Below are 15,322 nucleotides of genomic sequence, written 5' to 3' on the forward strand. Positions count from 1 at the left end.
CGGCACACGGTAGTGGGGCGGGTGCGGCCTCCCCGGTCGCATCCGCCCCCTGCCGCCGCCACACCGATCGAATACCGCTCACCAGCGGATCAGGAATATCGCGGCCGACGATTCGGCCGCCCTCGAAAAGGAGAATTTTCCGTGCTCGTCCTTCCTCTTTCTCTCACGTTCGACGTCCAGACCACCGGTTCGGCTGTGATCGACGGTCTCGGTCGGCTGTCGGTCCTTCTCTATGATCTGGTCGGTGGCGCCGGCAGCGCTGCGGTCAACGTGGGCAGCTAGCCGGTCCGACTCGTCTGTGGAGGGGGCTCCGGCCCATGCGCGATACCGAAGTTCATGGGCCGGAGGCCCGGCCGAAGGCAGGCAGGGTTGTCGGCGAACTGCTCCTCACCGCCGGGGTCGTCCTCCTGCTCTTCGTCTTCTACGAGGCGTTCTGGACGAACATCGTCTCGGGAAGGCTGCAGGAGGAGGTCGACAACAGTCTGGAGGAATCCTGGGGCCGAGGGGCCGGGGCGACCGGTGACGAGCCGGTCGCCCCGCCGACGCCTGCGCTCGGCGAAGGGTTTGCGCGCCTCCATATTCCCGCCCTCGACGCGGCCTACGCCGTCGTGGAGGGCACACGGAGCGAGGACCTGCGTGCCGGCCCCGGCCATTACGTCGACACCCAGATGCCCGGGGAGCCCGGCAACTTCGCACTCGCCGGACACCGCATCGGAACCGGCGCGGTGTTCCAGCACCTCGATCGTCTCGCCGCGTGCGATGCCGTCATCGTGGAGACCGAATTCCACTGGGTCACTTACCGAGTGCTCCCGCTCGAGACTTCCGCGACCGACCGGCGCGCGGTGGCGACCTCCTGTCTGAGCCCCGAGCAGACCGAGCGTGTCGCCGCCGGCGACTACGCCCACGTACAGGGCCGGCACATCACTACGCCCGATCACATCGAGGTCGTCAACCCGATGCCCGGTGCTCCGTGGGTCGAACCGCACACCGGGCTCGAAAGCACCCTGACGCTCACCACGTGCCACCCGCTGTTCTCGAACGCCGAACGCATGATCGTGCATGCGGTTCGCGTCGAAACGATTCCGAAGTCCGCAGGTGTCGAGCCTGCGGCGTTGCAGGAGTAGAAGATGTACGGCTACCTCTGGCGCGCTCTCCCCGGACCCCGACCGGTGAAGGCCCTGCTCGCCATCGTTCTCGCGCTCGCGCTCGTGCTGGTGCTCATGGAAGTCGTCTTCCCCTGGGTGTCCGAGCACATGCCCTACTCTGACGTCACCGTATAGGGAGGGCGGACAGGCATGGGCAGGCACGAGGCCACGCGACGAGCCGGTCGGGGCGCGACCGTACTGCTGGTCGTCGCTGCGCTGATCCTGCTCGCGGGTGGTGGCGTTCTCGTCTTCCAAGGACTCCAGTCCGAGCCGGCTGCCGCGGCTCCGGTGCCGCGTGCGACGTTCGACCTGTCACCGGACGGCGTCGCCGATCCGGTCGACGGCGCCTTGCCTGGGATCGGTGCAGGTGGACAGGCGCGCAAGCCGGGCCCGGCGGCTGCGAATCCGGCAGATCGGCCGCAGGTGCCGTTCGGACCACTGCCCGACAACAGTGTGGTGATCCCGGCGATAGGGGTGGAGACGACACTCGATCCGCTCGGGTTGGCGGCGGATCGGAGCCTGCTGTTGCCGCGGGATGTGAGCCACGTGACGTACTGGACGGGTTCGGCGCCGATCGCGGCACCGGACGGGGGAATCCTGGTTGCCGGTCACGTGGACAACGCGAACCAGGGGGAGGGCGCGCTGTATTGGATGCACACGCTGTACCCGGGGGACGCGGTGTACGTGACGAAGGACGGCGTCGTGACCCGCTGGAAGATCACGAAGATGGAGCGGTTCGTCAAGCAGGCGCTACCGGATTGGGCGTTTCAGGGCCCGGGTGGCCCGCGGGAACTGCACATCGTCACGTGTGGCGGGGAGATCGTGAAGGATGCGCAAGGGCAGGGGACCTACCTCGAGAACGTGGTGGTCACCGCCGTCCCGTTCTGATGCGGGCGGCCGGATCGGCGTCCAGGACCGCGAACGAGTAGCCCGGCAGCACCACCGCCGACGCGGTCTCGTCGACGGTGGGCTCGTCCCACCACAACAGCGGGATTCCGCCGATGGGTGCGGTCACCGCGTCAGCGCCCAGGTTGCACACGACACGCAACGGCCCGCGGATCAGCGCGATCCACTTGCCGTCCTCGTCGTACTCGATGCCCAGGTGTTCGAGCCACGGATCGCTGATTTCGGATCGGTTGCGCCGCAGCGAGATCAGCGCGCGATAGCACTCGAGTAGGCGGCCGTGCGCCGGTACGGTCGGCTCGTCCCAGTCGAGTTTGGAACGCTGGAAGGTGGCCGGTTCCTGCGGATCCGGAACGGTGTCGGTATCCCAGCCGTAGTCGGCGAACTCGCGCCGCCGCCCCTCCGCGGTGGCCGCACCGAGCGCGGCCTCGGGGTGCGAGGTGAAGTACTGGAACGGGGTTCGGGCGCCCCACTCCTCTCCCATGAACAGCATCGGGGTGTACGGGGAGCACAGGACCAGTGCCGCCTTGACCGCGAGCTGCCCGTCGGAAAGGTACGTGCCCGGACGGTCACCGGTGGCGCGGTTGCCGACCTGGTCGTGCGTGCACGTGTAGGCGAGGAGCGCGTCGGCGGGGATCCGGCGGATGTCGATGGGGCGCCCGTGAATTCGACCCCGGAACGACGAATACGTGCCGTTGTGGAAGTAGCCCTGGGTGAGGGTGCGGGCAAGGGCCTGCAACGAGCCGAAATCGCCGTAGTAACCCTGCCGTTCGCCCGACACGGCGGCGTGGATCGCGTGATGGATGTCGTCGTCCCACTGCGCGTCGAGACCGAGTCCGCCGGCGGCCCGCGCGGTGATGACACGAGGGTCGTTGAGGTCACTCTCGGCGATCAGCGTGAGCGGCCGGCGTAGGTGCGTCGACAGCCGGTGGACCTCGGTCGACAGTTCCTCGAGCAGGTGCGTGGCCGAGTTGTCGACCAGCGCGTGCACGGCGTCGAGCCGGAGTGCGTCGATATGGAACTCGCGGAACCAGCGCAGCGCGTTGTCGACGATGTAGCGGCGCACCTCGGTGGATTCGGGACCGGCCAGGTTCACGTCGCGGCCCCACGAGTTGGCGCCGTCGGCGAGATACGGCCCGAACCGGTCGAGGTAGTTGCCCGACGGCCCGAGATGGTTGTAGACGACGTCGAGCACGACGGCGAGCCCGCGACGATGGCACGCGTCGACGAACCGCTGCAGCCCGTCCGGACCGCCGTACTGCTCGTGGACGGCGTACCAGAGCACGCCGTCGTAGCCCCAGTTGTGCGTTCCGTTGAAGGCCGCCACCGGCATCAACTCGACGAAGCCGACACCGAGGTCGACGAGGTGGTCGAGGCGTCCGATCGCCGCGTCGAAGGTGCCCTCGGGGGTGAACGTGCCCACGTGCAGCTCGTAGACGACGCTGCCGGCGAGTTGACGGCCCGTCCACGCCGCGTCCGTCCACCGCGCGGTATCGAGCTCGTGCAGCTGCGAGGGCAGGTGCACGCCCTCCGGCTGCCGTGGTGAGCGCGGGTCGGGCAGCACGACGGGGGAGTCGTCGAGAACGTACCCGTACCGCGCCGCCGGTTCGGCTGCGACGTCCGCGTGCCACCATCCGTCGGCGGACCGCGTCATCTCGTGCTCGGACCCGTCGACGTGGACGCGGACCGAGCGGGGGATCGGGGCCCAGACCTCGAAGGTGTGCACGTGATCAGCATGCCCCGATCCCGTGCACACCGCAGCCGACCTGTGTCGATCAGCCGCTCAGCGGATGAGGGTCCCGAGATCGACGGGCAGCTGGATGCCGGTGACGTGCCGGGCCTCGTCCGACGCCAGCCACGCGACCGCGTTGGCGATGTCCTCGGGCAGGCTGATCTGGTCGGGCAGGCTGCCCATGAAGATCGGGGCCAGCGTGGTGGCGTACTCCTGGACCAGCGCGTGCATGTCGTTGACCTGCATCCCCGTCTCGACCCCGTTGGGATGGACGGTGTTGACGCGGATGTTGTGCGCGCCGAGCTCGACGGCGAGGGTCTTCGCGAGCCCCGTGACGCCGTGCTTGCTGGCCACGTAGTGGCCGAGGAACGGCAGACCCCGCAGGCCCGCGACGGAACTGGTGATGACGATCGAGCCGCCCTCGCCCTGCTCGATGAGGTGCGGGATCGCGGCTTTGCAGGTGTAGAAGACGCCGGTGAGGTTGACGTCGAGCGTCTCCTGCCACTGCTCGGGAGTGATCTCCCACGACATGGCACCCGAGCAGATGCCCGCGTTGGCGACGACGACGTCGAGGCGGCCCAGCGTGGCGATGCCGCTCGCGAGCGCCTCGGAGACCGCGGCGAAATCGCGCACGTCCGCCTTGGTGGCGATGATCTTCCGGCCCTGCGCCTCGACCTGCGCGACCGTCTCGGCGAGATCCGCCTCGGTGGCACCGTCGTAGGCGGTGGAATCGAATTCGGCGCACGCGTCGATCGCGATGATGTCGGCGCCCTCGGATGCCAGTCGGACTGCCTCGGCGCGGCCCTGGCCCCGCGCGGCTCCGGTGATGAATGCGACCTTGCCGACGAAACGGTTCGCGCTCATGGGTGCTGCCTCCAGTCCTCGACGATCATGTGATCTGGACCATATGGAGTGGTGTCGACTCGGGGCGGCGCGGTCTCGCTGACCGGGAGGACAATCGATTGTGGGCCGAGGAGGTACTGCCATGGATCGACCTCGCGGAGTGGGCATGACTGCGGTGTTCGTCGCAGCGGCACGAGCTCTCGAAACAGGCCGGGACGACCGACTGCTCGACGACCCGTGGGCGCGCGAGTTCGTCCGAGCCTCCGGGTGGGATCCACCCACCGAGACGATGGACGACTTCTCGCGAGAGATGTTGACCGCCTGGGTGGCCGCGCGCACGAAGTTCCTCGACGATTTCGCGCTCGACGCCGTCGACCGGGGCTGTCGGCAGGTGGTGCTGCTCGGTGCCGGCCTCGACACGCGCGCGTTCCGGCTGGCGTGGCGCAGCCCGGTCACCGTGTACGAACTCGACACCCCGGACATGATCGGCTTCAAGGCCGAGGTGCTCGGCGACGCCGAGCCCGCGTCGGCCGATCGCGTCGTCCTGCCGATCGACCTGCGCGACGACTGGCCCGCTGCTCTTCGTCATGCCGGGTTCCATCCGGACGTCCCGACGGCGTGGATCCTCGAGGGTTTGCTGATGTACCTGCCCGACGAGGCCGTCGATGCGCTGATGACCCGTCTCGGCGAGCTGTCGGCGCCCGGTAGCGCAGTCGGGGCGACCATCACCAACGCCGATGCGGCCGCCGCACTGAACGACTCACCGCTGTTTCGCGACAGCCCGATCAGCCGCGACGAGTGGCTGGCGATGCTGCGCTCGAACGGCCCGCCCGATCCGGTGGCCTGGTTCGGCTCGTACGGCTGGCGTGCCGAGGCCGTGCCGATCGACGACGTTGCCGAAACGTACGGTCGCGCGGTGCAGGGAGGACCCGGAACCTGGCGTGCGCGCCCGGGACAGCGATGGCTGGTTGCAGCCCGGCGCAAGTGAAGGGCACCGCGCCCGTGTCGATCTGGTGTCGGATGGATCAGGGCCGGTCCAGCCGCACCAGCAGGGCGACGGGTAGCCGGCCGAACACCTTCGCCAGCGGGACCGAGCCGGTGTAGAGCTCCCCGGTGAGCCGGTCGAACCAGCTGCCCGTGGGCAGCGCGATGCCCGAACTGCCCCAACCGCTCTCGGCGACCAGCACGCTGTGCCGGGTCGCCAGTGCGATCACATCGGAGGCCGCGCCGACGGGTCCGCGCGCGAACCCGAGTAGGTGGTCGCGGGCCGGCCCGACTCCGAACACCGGTCGGTAGTGCCCGCCGACGAAGCTGTTCGGGCGTTCCCGGCGCAGCCGCAACGCGATCCGCGTCACGTGCAGCTTCGCCGCTCCCGACGCGTCGATCGGTGGTGTCTCGACGCCGGGGGTGTCCATCGACTTCACGATGGCGCGTCGGACGGCGTAGTCGACGGGACGCCGATTGTCGGGATCGACCAGCGAGTCCTCCCACAGTTCGGTGCCCTGGTACACGTCCGGGATGCCGGGTCCACACAGCTGGAACAGCTTCTGGCCCAGCGCGTCCGACCATCCGTGCGGCGCCAGGTGCTGCGCGATCCGGCCGATACTGCGGCCCACCGGCCCGTCGAGGACCCGGTCGATCCAGTCGTGCACGGCGCCCTCGAACTTCTCGTCGACGTCGGTCCACGACGTGCGCACACCGGACTCGCGGGCCGCCTTCTCCGCGTAGGCGTGCAGGCGCGGCCGCAGATCGCCCGCGTCGGGAGACGGTCCGTCGACGGGCCACACGCCGAACATGTTCTGCCACAGCATCAGACCGAGGACACCGTCCGGACTGGGGGCCGACATCTCCCAGTCGGCGACGCACCGGGCCCACAGTTCCGGGACCTGCGTGAGCACCCCGATACGGGCGCGGACGTCCTCGCCGCGTTTGGTGTCGTGCGTCGACAAGGTCGTCATCGTGCGCGGCCAGAGTCGGGCGCGCTCATGGGCGCGCAGATGGAATTCGGCGGGGGAGCAGCCGACGACTCCGGGGTCGCCGCCGACCTCCAGGAGTGATACCAGGCGAGGAGTGCGATAGAACAGGCAGTCCTCGACGGCCTTCGCGGTGACGGCACCACACACCTGGTGGAACCGGGTTCGGGACTCCGGGCCGTCGACGAGGGCGCTCGCGAGCGTCGTCAGCGCCGTCGACCATTCCGGATGGCGGTCGGCGATGTCGCCGATGAGACGCGGCAGGACGCCCGCCAACGGCGCGTAGTCGGCCCGGTACACCGGCATCCGGGCGAGGACCTCGACGAGGGCCTCACGCAACTGCTCCGGGCTGCAGAACGTCGGGGAGTCCCGCAGCACCGCCCTCGTCAGCCGCCGGACCTCGGGAGCGAGGTCGCCGCGAGCAACGCTGCGGCGCAGTTCGGTTCCGTTCTCGTCCAACCAGTCGCGGTCTCCGGTCGCGCCGGCACGTCCCGCCAGTTCGGTCAGCGCGGCGGCCCCGTCCGGGTCGAGGAAGACGCCGCCGTACTCGGCGAGAGCGTCGTAACCGGTGGTGCCGTCGATCGGCAGCGTCGGATCGAGAGGTTCACCGGCCGCGAGGACCTTCTCCGCCACCAGCCAGCGGTCGGGGCCGATCAGCTCGCGCAGGTTGCGCAGGTAGCCCGCGGGATCGCTGAGCCCGTCGGGGTGATCGACACGGACACCGTCCACCATGTCGTCGCGCACCCACGACGCGAACTGGTGATGGGTGGTGTCGAACACCCGAGGGTCCTCCTGTCGGAGCGCGGCGAGATCGTTGATCGCGAAGAAGCGTCGGTAGCCGACCAGGCCCTGCCGCCACGGCACCAGCCGATACGCCTGCCGGGCGTGGATCTCCCTCGGGTCCCCGTCGTCGGTGCCCGGCGCGATCGGATAGCGCTGGTCGCCCACGGCCAGCAGGGGAGTCCCGCCGGTGCGATCGACCGTCAACCCGAGCAGGTCGCGCTCGTCGGCGAGTACCGGAAGCGCGATCCGTCCGTCCGAGCCGTTGTCGTCGCGCCAGTCGATGTCGAAGAACCGCGCGAACGGCGAGCGGTGCCCGTTGGTCAACACATCCCACCACCAGCGATTCCGCTCGGGACGGCCGATGCCGAGATGATTGGGCACCAGATCGACGATCAGCCCCATGTCCCGCTCGCTCAGTTCCGCGGACAGCGCGACGAGTGCGGGCCGCCCCCCGAGTTCGGCCGACACCGACGTGGGATCGGTGACGTCGTACCCGTGGGTGGAGCCGGGCATCGCCGTGAGGATCGGGGACAGGTAGAGGTGCGAGACGCCGAGGCGGTCGAGGTAGTCGGCCAGCCGACGTGCGTCGTCGAGGGTGAACACGTCACCCCGCAACTGAAGGCGGTAGGTCGCGGTGATCGGTCTCATGACGGCCGGTCCCGGCGCAACACCAGCAGGGAACGGCACCGGACGGTGAGTACCGCCCCGGATTCGGTGACGAGACCCATTGCCCCCGTGGACGATGTGGTGTCCAGCTCGCCGACCCATCGCGTTTCGGACGGAGCGCCCGGGACCACGAACTCGAGATCCGCGTCGTGGGCGTTGAAGAACAGCAGGAACGAGTCGTCGACCACGCGGCGCCCCCGGTGATCGGGTTCGGGGATCGCGTCACCGCCGAGATAGACCGCCAGGCCCTTGCCGAGACCGCTGTCCCAGTCCTCGGTGGTCATCTCCCGGCCGGACGGCGTCAGCCAGGCGATGTCGGGGCGGTGCTCGTCGCGGACCGGGCGGCCGGCGAGGAACCTGCGCCTGCGGAAGACCGGGTGTGTGGCCCGCAATCCCGCCACCCGGCGGGTGAACGCCAGGAGATCGGCGTGGGAGTCGATCGGTGACCAGTCCATCCACGACAGTGGCGAGTCCTGGCAGTAGACGTTGTTGTTGCCGTACTGGGTGCGACCCATCTCGTCGCCGTGCGCGAGCATCGGGGTGCCCTGGCTCAGTAGGAGCGTCGCGAGAATGTTCCGGCGTTGCCGCGCCCGCAGGGCGAGAATCCCCGGATCCTCGGTGGGGCCCTCCACCCCGCAGTTCCACGACCGGTTGTGGCTCTCACCGTCCCGGTTGTCCTCACCGTTGGCCTCGTTGTGCTTCTCGTCGTACGACACCAGGTCGGCGAGGGTGAAGCCGTCGTGGGCGGTGACGAAGTTGATGCTCGCGCTGGGGCGGCGGCCGGTGGCCTCGTACAGATCCGACGATCCGGTCAGCCGGGACGCGAACTCGCCGAGAGTGGCGGGGTGCCCACGCCAGTAGTCGCGCACGGTGTCGCGGTACTTGCCGTTCCATTCGGTCCACAGCCCGGGAAAATTGCCGACCTGGTAACCGCCCTCGCCGACGTCCCACGGTTCGGCGATCAGCTTCACCTGGCTCACCACCGGATCCTGCTGCACCAGATCGAAGAACGCGGAAAGCCGGTCCACGTCGTGCAATTCGCGGGCGAGTGTCGAGGCCAGATCGAAGCGGAACCCGTCGACGTGCATCTCGGTGACCCAGTACCGCAGCGAGTCCATGATGAGTTGCAGGGTGTGCGGATGCCGCGCGTCGAGGCTGTTTCCGGTGCCCGTGTAGTCCTTGTACAAGGACCGATCGGCGTCGTCGAGGCGATAGTAGGCGGCGTTGTCGATGCCGCGGAAGACGATGGTCGGACCGCGATGGTCGCCCTCGGCGGTGTGGTTGTAGACGACGTCGAGGATCACCTCGATGCCGGCGTCGTGGAAGGCGCGGACCATCGCCTTGAACTCGATGACCACGCCGCTCGGCTCGGTGGCCGACGAGTACTCGGTGTGCGGCGCCAGGAAGCCGAAACTGTTGTAGCCCCAGTAATTTCGCAAGCCCCGGTCGAGCAGTACCTGATCGTGCATGAACTGGTGCACCGGCATCAACTCGATCGCCGTGACGCCGAGTGCGAGCAGGTGGTCGATCACCGCCGGATGCGCGAGTCCGGCGTACGTGCCGCGCAGTTCCGGCGGAACCTCCGGGTGTGCTGCGGTCATGCCCTTGACGTGTGCCTCGTAGATGAGGGTCTCGTGGTAGGGGATGCGGGGCGGGCGGTCGGCGCCCCAGTCGAAGAACGGATCGATGACGACCGTGGTCATCGTGTGGCCGAGCGTGTCCTCGCCGTAGGTGTGCAGTGACGGGTGGCCGTCGAAGGCGCCGTCGAAGGCCTTGCCGTACGGATCGAGCAGGAACTTGGACGAATCGCACCGCTGCCCGGACCCCGGATCGAACGAGCCGTGCACCCGGAAGCCGTACCGTCGTCCGGGGCCGACCGACGGCAGATAGGCGTGCCACACGTGGCCGTCGACCTCGTCGAGCGGGACGCGGGTCTCCGTGCCGTCCTTCGCCACCAGGCACAGATCCACAGCCTCGGCGGCTTCGGAGAACAGCGAGAAGTTGGTGCCGCCGCCGTCGTACGTGGCACCGAGCGGATACGCGGCCCCCGGCCACGTCTCGACCGGCGGCGATCCGCCGGGGCCGTCGCTGCGCTCCATGCTGCTGAACCCTAGCCGCAGGCGACAAGGTTCACCCGCGCTGCGGGCGGGGATTCACGGGTCTGTCCCTCGTTCGGGTGCGCGGACTAGCGTGGAACGAAATCGCCCAGCCGAACGAGGTGAGGTCTCATGCTCTCCAAGTCCCGCGCAGCGAGGGCGGCCGCCGTGGTGATCTTCTCGGCCGTCGTCGGACCCGGAGCACTCGTGGTCGGTGCCGGCCACGCCGCGGCGCAGGAAGCTCCACCGGGGCCCGCGATCCTGGGCATCGAACTCGACGAGGAGGACGGTCGTCCCACCGTCGAGATCGACTACGTGAACCTCCAGGGCGAACGGCGCGAGATCGAGATCGACCTGCAGACGGGTCGCATCGTCGAGGACCAACCGGCGGACGCCGCGACGCTCTAGACTGAGGATTCGACGGCCGCCCCCGAGGGCGCGGCGTTTGAACGGTTTGTCCCGCAACCAGATCCATGACACCGGGGCGGCCGGAGTTGTTCCTCCGGAGGTGTTGTCCGTGACCGTTTCGAATCCCATCGACGGCGGCGACACCGCCTGGGTGCTGGTCTGCGCCGCACTCGTGCTGTTCATGGTTCCGGGTCTGGCGTTCTTCTACGCCGGAATGGTGAAGAGCCGCAACACGTTGGTGATGATCCAGCAGAACTTCCTCCCGCTCGGCGTGGTCACCGTGGTGTGGGTTCTGATCGGTCACAGTATTGCGTTCAGCGACGATGCCGCCGGGGGACTGTTCGGAGACCTGAAACTGTTCGCGCTGCAGAACCTGGACGAAGCTCCCGGTCCGGCACTGCATGTCGTCGTACCGGGGATCGCGATACCGGCGATGGCGTTCATCGCATACCAGATGATGTTCGCGATCATCACGCCCGCCTTGATCACCGGGGCGACGGCCGACCGGCTGAAGATCGCGGGATGGGTGACGATCCTCGTGGTGTGGCCGGTGATCGTGTACGCGCCGATCGCGCACTGGCTGTTCAACCCCGAGGGATGGCTCGCGAGCCGAGGGGCCCAGGACTGGGCGGGCGGAATGGTGGTCCATGCGTCGGCCGGGGCGGCCGCGCTGGCGATCCTCCTGGTCGTCGGTCGGCGAACCGGCTGGCCCGACACCGACACGGTCCCACACTCGGTGCCACTCACGATGATCGGGGCCGGAATTCTGTGGTTCGGCTGGTTCGGATTCAATGCGGGAGACGGCCTGCAGGCGAACGGTATCGCCGCGCAGGCCCTGGTGAACACCCACGTCGCGGCGGCCGCGGGCATGGTGATCTGGCTGATCCTGGAGCGCTTCCGGCAGGGGCGATCCACCGTCGTGGGCGCGGCGACCGGCGCGGTGGCGGGGCTGGCCACGATCACGCCCTGCGCCGGATACGTCGACACCCCGTCCGCACTCGCGATCGGAGCGCTCGCCGGGCTGGCCTGCCAGCTCGCGTTGCGCCTGAAGGTGCTCTTCCGATTCGACGACGCGTTGGACGTGATCGCGGTGCACTTCGTCGGCGGTGTGCTCGGCTCGCTGCTGCTGGGTCTGTTCGGCAAGAAGGCGATCAACGCGATCGGGACGGACGGGCTGTTCTTCGGTGGCGGATTCTCGCTGCTCGGGAACCAGGCGCTCGCGGTGGTCGTGGTGGTCGCGTTCTCGTTCGTCGTCACGCTCGTGATCGCCGTCACGGCGGAGAAGACCGTGGGGCTGCGGCTACCGGCCGACGAGGAGTTCGGACTGGACCGCCGACGTCAGGGTATGGACGCCTACCAGTTCGCGCCGTCGTTCGTTGCCGGCGTCGGGCCTGCATCGGGCGCCGTCGACGAGCCGCCGGTGACGTCGACCCGGATCGCGCAGTCGCCGCCGGGGGTGCGCTTCCAATTGGTCACGGTGCTCGTCCGAGCGGTGGACGCGGGAGAACTCGAACGATCGCTTCGCGAGGCCGGTGCCCGGTCGATCGTGGTGACCGAGGTGCATGCGCCCTCGACCCACCGGGACACGGTGATGATGCGTGATCAGCGCAGCGAGCTCGCGCTCGCGCAGCGCCTGAAGGTGGAGGTCCTGGCCCGCGAGTCCGATGTGGACGCCGTGCTCGAGGCGCTGGACCACAACACGATCGGCGCTCACGAGGGTTACGTGCAGCAGGCAGCGGAACCGCTCACCCCACAGGCCCGTTCGGACGAGCCCGTCAGCTGACGGGTTTCTCGAGCGGCACGGTATTGGGACCCACCACCAGCTGGCCGCGGTGCACCACGAGCAGCCAGACCGGAAGAACGGCGATACACAGCACCGGGACGACGCCGAACGACGCCACCATCGTCGCGCCGATGAACAGGCCCAGCCAGCAGCTGCGCACCGCCACCACGAGGGCGCCGAGCACCGCACACGACACGGCCACGGCGAGTGGCACCGTGTCGAACACTGCATGCACGAGCAGTCCGACGTCGAGCCCGACGAACACCGACGCGAAGGTCCGGCCGCCACGGAAGCCGCAACTCGACGCGACGAGCAGTGCCACGAGGTTGATCAGCGCGTAGAGCGCGAGTCGGCCCACCGACTGATTCGCTGCGTCGGCGGTGACCCTCCCCATGTTCTCGGCGTCCTTGAAGAGCGTCGCGGGTCCGCCGATCGCACCGAGTATGCCCAGGATCGCGCCGCCGAGTCCGATCGCCAGAACCGGGTTCGGCAGCGCGTGGAACAGCGTGTGCATCCGATGGAAGCCGGGGACGCCCAACAGGAAGAGCCCGGCGGTCCCGACGGCGATGAGCGTGCCGATCAGGACGTGCCCGATGGTGGGCCAACGGTATTCGGGGACGTCGATGACGAGCATCGGACGGTCGAGGAGGAACATCGTCGCGGTACCGGCTCCGGCCGCAATGAGCGGCGCGAACATGTTCTCCCACAGTTCGCCTTTCGGGCGGCGGCCCGCGAGTTCGACGAATGCCAGCGGCCCGGCCAGCGGGGTCCCGAACAGGACGCCGATCGTCGCGGACGTCGTCAGCCAGACGGCGCGTTCGGTCGGCATGCTCGGCCACAGCCGCCCCAGGATCCACGCCGCCACCGCGACATTGATCGCGATGAGCGGGTTCTCCGGGCCCAGGCTCACCCCGGCGCCCAGTGCGAGCACGACGACGATCGCCAGCGACGGCAGCGAACCGAGCGGGATGGGTGGCCCCACGAGTCCCGCGGTTGCCGGGTCGGGGCCACCGTGACCCGGCAACTTCCACACCAGGAGGCCGACCAGCAGGCCGATTCCGGTGAGCACCGCAAAGATCCACCAGCGGGCGTAACCGTCGAAACCGACCAGATCGGGGATCCAGGTGTAGAGCAGGTCGGTGACTCTGTCGGTCGCGAGCACCATTGCGATCGGGATGATCGCCGCCGCGACGCCCACGAGAACGGAAGGGACGGCCTCGCGGGCGATTGTCCGGGTGCTCGGGAACACGACGTCCAACGGTGCCTCCGGTGTCTCCCTGTTCGACGGGTCGGAGTGCTCGTCCCTCCACGCTACGACGCGCGGGCGGACGGGCGCAGGGCCTCCGCGGCGATGCCGTCGACTGCACTACCCCGGTGCGCCGCGATACGCGCGCCGAGTTCTCTGCCCCTCCCGTCGATAGCCGCCTGGGTTCCGGGCGAACGGAACTCGTGCGTCGAAAGAAGGCGGACCTATCGGATCATGGGGTGGCGGCCTCGTCGCTGGTCGGCGAGTCGTGGCCGATCTTCACTCGTCGAAAGTAGATATCCGAGTGGCACCAGCATCGGGACACTCCACATCCAGTAACCCCAGCAGAACAGCATGAGCGCGACATGGAACGCGATTGCGCCGATCAGTCCGATCCGCGTCCGCCGGCCACCCGCGAGGATCAGGACTCCGATCGTGAGCTCACCGGCAGCCACGACCAAGCCCCAGGCGGCCGGGTGGGCCATGAAGACGTCGCGCCATGCAGTCCGGACCCACGGCAGATACGACTGGTCGGCAAAGGCGCGGTACAACTCGGCGTCGGCGGCGACGATGCCGACGTGGATGCCGGCGGTGAACACGAACAGCCCGCCGACGAGTCTGCGGAGCAGATCCGCGCTCCGACTCACGGCACGATGACCGCCCGTCCGCGCAGCGTGCCCGCCGCGAGCCGACGGTATGCCTCGACGCCGTCGTCGAGCGAGAACCTTTCGACCGCGATGTCGAGGACACCCTGGTGTGCGAGATCGATCAGTTCGATGAGCTCGCTCCGCGAACCCCAGTACGGGGAGGCGACATTCGTCTCGTAGGCGCCGGTGAAGAAGCCGACCCGGGCCGCGGACTTCCCGTCGCCGAGGCCGACGATCGTGACGTCGGACCCCACTCCGGCAACGGCGGTCGCGACGTCCAGAGTCGGCTGGACGCCCACGAAGTCCAGGACCAACGCTGCGCCCGCCCGGCCCGTGATCTTCCGGACGTTCGCGGCGGCGTCGGCGTTCGACAGCACGGTCTCGTGCGCCCCCACCTCGCGAGCGAACGCGAGCTTCTCGTCGGTGACGTCGAGAGCGATGATGCGGGCGGGGGACAGGTGTCGGAGCAGTTGGATGCCGACGTGTCCGAGGCCGCCGGTACCGATCACGACGGCGAAGGAGCCCGCCCGCAACTTGCCGAGCGACCGCTTGATCGCGTGGTACGGGGTGAGTCCGGCGTCGGTCAGCGGCACTGTGGTGACGGGGTCGAGGTCACCGATCGGGACGAGGTGGCGGGGTGAGTCGACGACCATGTACTCGGCGATCGCACCGGGCGCGCCCAGCCCGGGTGGCGCGATGCCGAGTTCGCTTGCGCGGGAACAGTAGTTCTCGAGGCCCTGGGCGCAGTGCCAACACCGTCCGCAGCCCCACGGCCCGTACACGACGACATTGGTGCCGATCTCCAGATCGGTGACTCCGGCGCCGACCGCGGCCACTCGGCCTGCGCCCTCGTGTCCGAGCGTCATGGGAAGGTCGTAGCCGAACTGCTCGGCCGGCAGGCTCATGACGAACTCGTCGGAGTGGCACACGCCCGCCGCGGTGACCTCGAGCAGCACCTCGCCAGGTCCAGGCTCCGGGGTCGGTATCTCGACGAGTTCGGGTTCAGCCCCGATTCGGGTGTACTGGATCGCCTTCACGCTGGACTCCTTCGATGGGCTCGCGCGGTCGAGGATGTGTCGCGTCTCGAGCATCGCACG

At 68.8% G+C, this 15,322-nt stretch carries 14 protein-coding genes; 7 read left to right on the forward strand and 7 right to left on the reverse strand.

Features of this window, described 5'->3' with window-relative positions:
• Window positions 1–141 precede the first annotated feature (141 nt).
• Genes ABEU20_RS02980 through ABEU20_RS02995 form a run of 4 tightly spaced genes read left to right on the forward strand, consistent with a single transcriptional unit; the run spans window position 142 to window position 2,033 of the window.
• The gene (locus tag ABEU20_RS02980; RefSeq protein WP_420162875.1) at window positions 142–282 is read left to right on the forward strand and encodes a hypothetical protein; all 141 of its coding nucleotides are present in this window, start codon (window positions 142–144) and stop codon (window positions 280–282) included.
• Between the two features lie 35 nt (window positions 283–317).
• On the forward strand, window positions 318–1,124 hold the full coding sequence (locus ABEU20_RS02985) for a class E sortase (RefSeq protein ID WP_420162876.1): 807 nt from the start codon (window positions 318–320) through the stop codon (window positions 1,122–1,124).
• 3 nt (window positions 1,125–1,127) lie between these two features.
• Window positions 1,128–1,280: a hypothetical protein gene (locus ABEU20_RS02990; protein ID WP_420162877.1), complete on the forward strand. Its 153-nt coding sequence runs from the start codon at window positions 1,128–1,130 to the stop codon at window positions 1,278–1,280.
• A gap of 15 nt (window positions 1,281–1,295) precedes the next feature.
• Window positions 1,296–2,033, forward strand: coding sequence for a class F sortase (locus ABEU20_RS02995; RefSeq protein WP_420162878.1), 738 nt, complete (start codon window positions 1,296–1,298; stop codon window positions 2,031–2,033).
• On the opposite strand, the gene treZ is transcribed toward ABEU20_RS02995, so the two are convergent.
• The gene (gene treZ / locus ABEU20_RS03000; RefSeq protein WP_420162879.1) at window positions 2,014–3,774 is read right to left on the reverse strand and encodes a malto-oligosyltrehalose trehalohydrolase; all 1,761 of its coding nucleotides are present in this window, start codon (window positions 3,772–3,774) and stop codon (window positions 2,014–2,016) included. The genes ABEU20_RS02995 and treZ overlap by 20 nt on opposite strands.
• Before the next feature lie 57 nt (window positions 3,775–3,831).
• Window positions 3,832–4,644: a mycofactocin-coupled SDR family oxidoreductase gene (locus ABEU20_RS03005; protein ID WP_420162880.1), complete on the reverse strand. Its 813-nt coding sequence runs from the start codon at window positions 4,642–4,644 to the stop codon at window positions 3,832–3,834.
• Between the two features lie 121 nt (window positions 4,645–4,765).
• Here ABEU20_RS03005 and ABEU20_RS03010 point away from each other — a divergent pair, with 121 nt between their 5' ends.
• On the forward strand, window positions 4,766–5,611 hold the full coding sequence (locus ABEU20_RS03010) for an SAM-dependent methyltransferase (RefSeq protein WP_420162881.1): 846 nt from the start codon (window positions 4,766–4,768) through the stop codon (window positions 5,609–5,611).
• 37 nt (window positions 5,612–5,648) lie between these two features.
• On the opposite strand, the gene treY is transcribed toward ABEU20_RS03010, so the two are convergent.
• Together treY and glgX are read right to left on the reverse strand one after the other, a co-directional pair.
• On the reverse strand, window positions 5,649–8,027 hold the full coding sequence (gene treY, locus ABEU20_RS03015; protein WP_420162882.1) for a malto-oligosyltrehalose synthase: 2,379 nt from the start codon (window positions 8,025–8,027) through the stop codon (window positions 5,649–5,651).
• Window positions 8,024–10,144 (reverse strand): glycogen debranching protein GlgX, encoded by a 2,121-nt coding sequence (gene glgX / locus ABEU20_RS03020; RefSeq protein ID WP_420162883.1) that lies wholly within the window; start codon window positions 10,142–10,144, stop codon window positions 8,024–8,026. Before glgX ends, treY begins: the two co-directional genes overlap by 4 nt.
• A gap of 129 nt (window positions 10,145–10,273) precedes the next feature.
• On the opposite strand from glgX, the gene ABEU20_RS03025 reads away from it, so the two are divergent.
• Both ABEU20_RS03025 and amt read left to right on the forward strand, forming a co-directional pair.
• Window positions 10,274–10,549, forward strand: a complete 276-nt coding sequence (locus tag ABEU20_RS03025) for a PepSY domain-containing protein (protein WP_420162884.1) — start codon at window positions 10,274–10,276, stop codon at window positions 10,547–10,549.
• A 109-nt stretch (window positions 10,550–10,658) separates the two neighbouring features.
• A complete protein-coding gene (gene amt / locus ABEU20_RS03030) occupies window positions 10,659–12,332 on the forward strand; it encodes an ammonium transporter (protein ID WP_420162885.1) in 1,674 nt (557 codons plus the stop codon).
• Here amt and ABEU20_RS03035 read toward each other — a convergent pair.
• The 3 genes from ABEU20_RS03035 to ABEU20_RS03045 form a co-directional block, all read right to left on the reverse strand.
• A complete protein-coding gene (locus ABEU20_RS03035) occupies window positions 12,325–13,581 on the reverse strand; it encodes an ion channel protein (protein ID WP_420162886.1) in 1,257 nt (418 codons plus the stop codon). The genes amt and ABEU20_RS03035 overlap by 8 nt on opposite strands.
• A 221-nt stretch (window positions 13,582–13,802) precedes the next feature.
• Window positions 13,803–14,225, reverse strand: coding sequence for a hypothetical protein (locus ABEU20_RS03040; protein WP_420162887.1), 423 nt, complete (start codon window positions 14,223–14,225; stop codon window positions 13,803–13,805).
• On the reverse strand, window positions 14,222–15,262 hold the full coding sequence (locus tag ABEU20_RS03045; protein WP_420162888.1) for an NAD(P)-dependent alcohol dehydrogenase: 1,041 nt from the start codon (window positions 15,260–15,262) through the stop codon (window positions 14,222–14,224). The genes ABEU20_RS03040 and ABEU20_RS03045 overlap by 4 nt, the downstream gene beginning before the upstream one ends.
• Between the last annotated feature and the right edge of the window lie 60 nt (window positions 15,263–15,322).

This window comes from Rhodococcus parequi (assembly GCF_046042785.1).
GTDB classification, from domain to species: Bacteria; Actinomycetota; Actinomycetes; order Mycobacteriales; family Mycobacteriaceae; genus Prescottella; species Prescottella parequi.

Coding starts and splice junctions, on each gene's coding strand:
- treY (WP_420162882.1), bottom strand. CDS start 8,027: ATGAGACCGATCACCGCGACCTACCGCCTTCAGTTGCGGGGTGACGTG.
- ABEU20_RS03025 (WP_420162884.1), top strand. CDS start 10,274: ATGCTCTCCAAGTCCCGCGCAGCGAGGGCGGCCGCCGTGGTGATCTTC.
- ABEU20_RS02990 (WP_420162877.1), top strand. CDS start 1,128: ATGTACGGCTACCTCTGGCGCGCTCTCCCCGGACCCCGACCGGTGAAG.
- glgX (WP_420162883.1), bottom strand. CDS start 10,144: ATGGAGCGCAGCGACGGCCCCGGCGGATCGCCGCCGGTCGAGACGTGG.
- ABEU20_RS02985 (WP_420162876.1), top strand. CDS start 318: ATGCGCGATACCGAAGTTCATGGGCCGGAGGCCCGGCCGAAGGCAGGC.
- ABEU20_RS03005 (WP_420162880.1), bottom strand. CDS start 4,644: ATGAGCGCGAACCGTTTCGTCGGCAAGGTCGCATTCATCACCGGAGCC.
- ABEU20_RS03010 (WP_420162881.1), top strand. CDS start 4,766: ATGGATCGACCTCGCGGAGTGGGCATGACTGCGGTGTTCGTCGCAGCG.
- ABEU20_RS02995 (WP_420162878.1), top strand. CDS start 1,296: ATGGGCAGGCACGAGGCCACGCGACGAGCCGGTCGGGGCGCGACCGTA.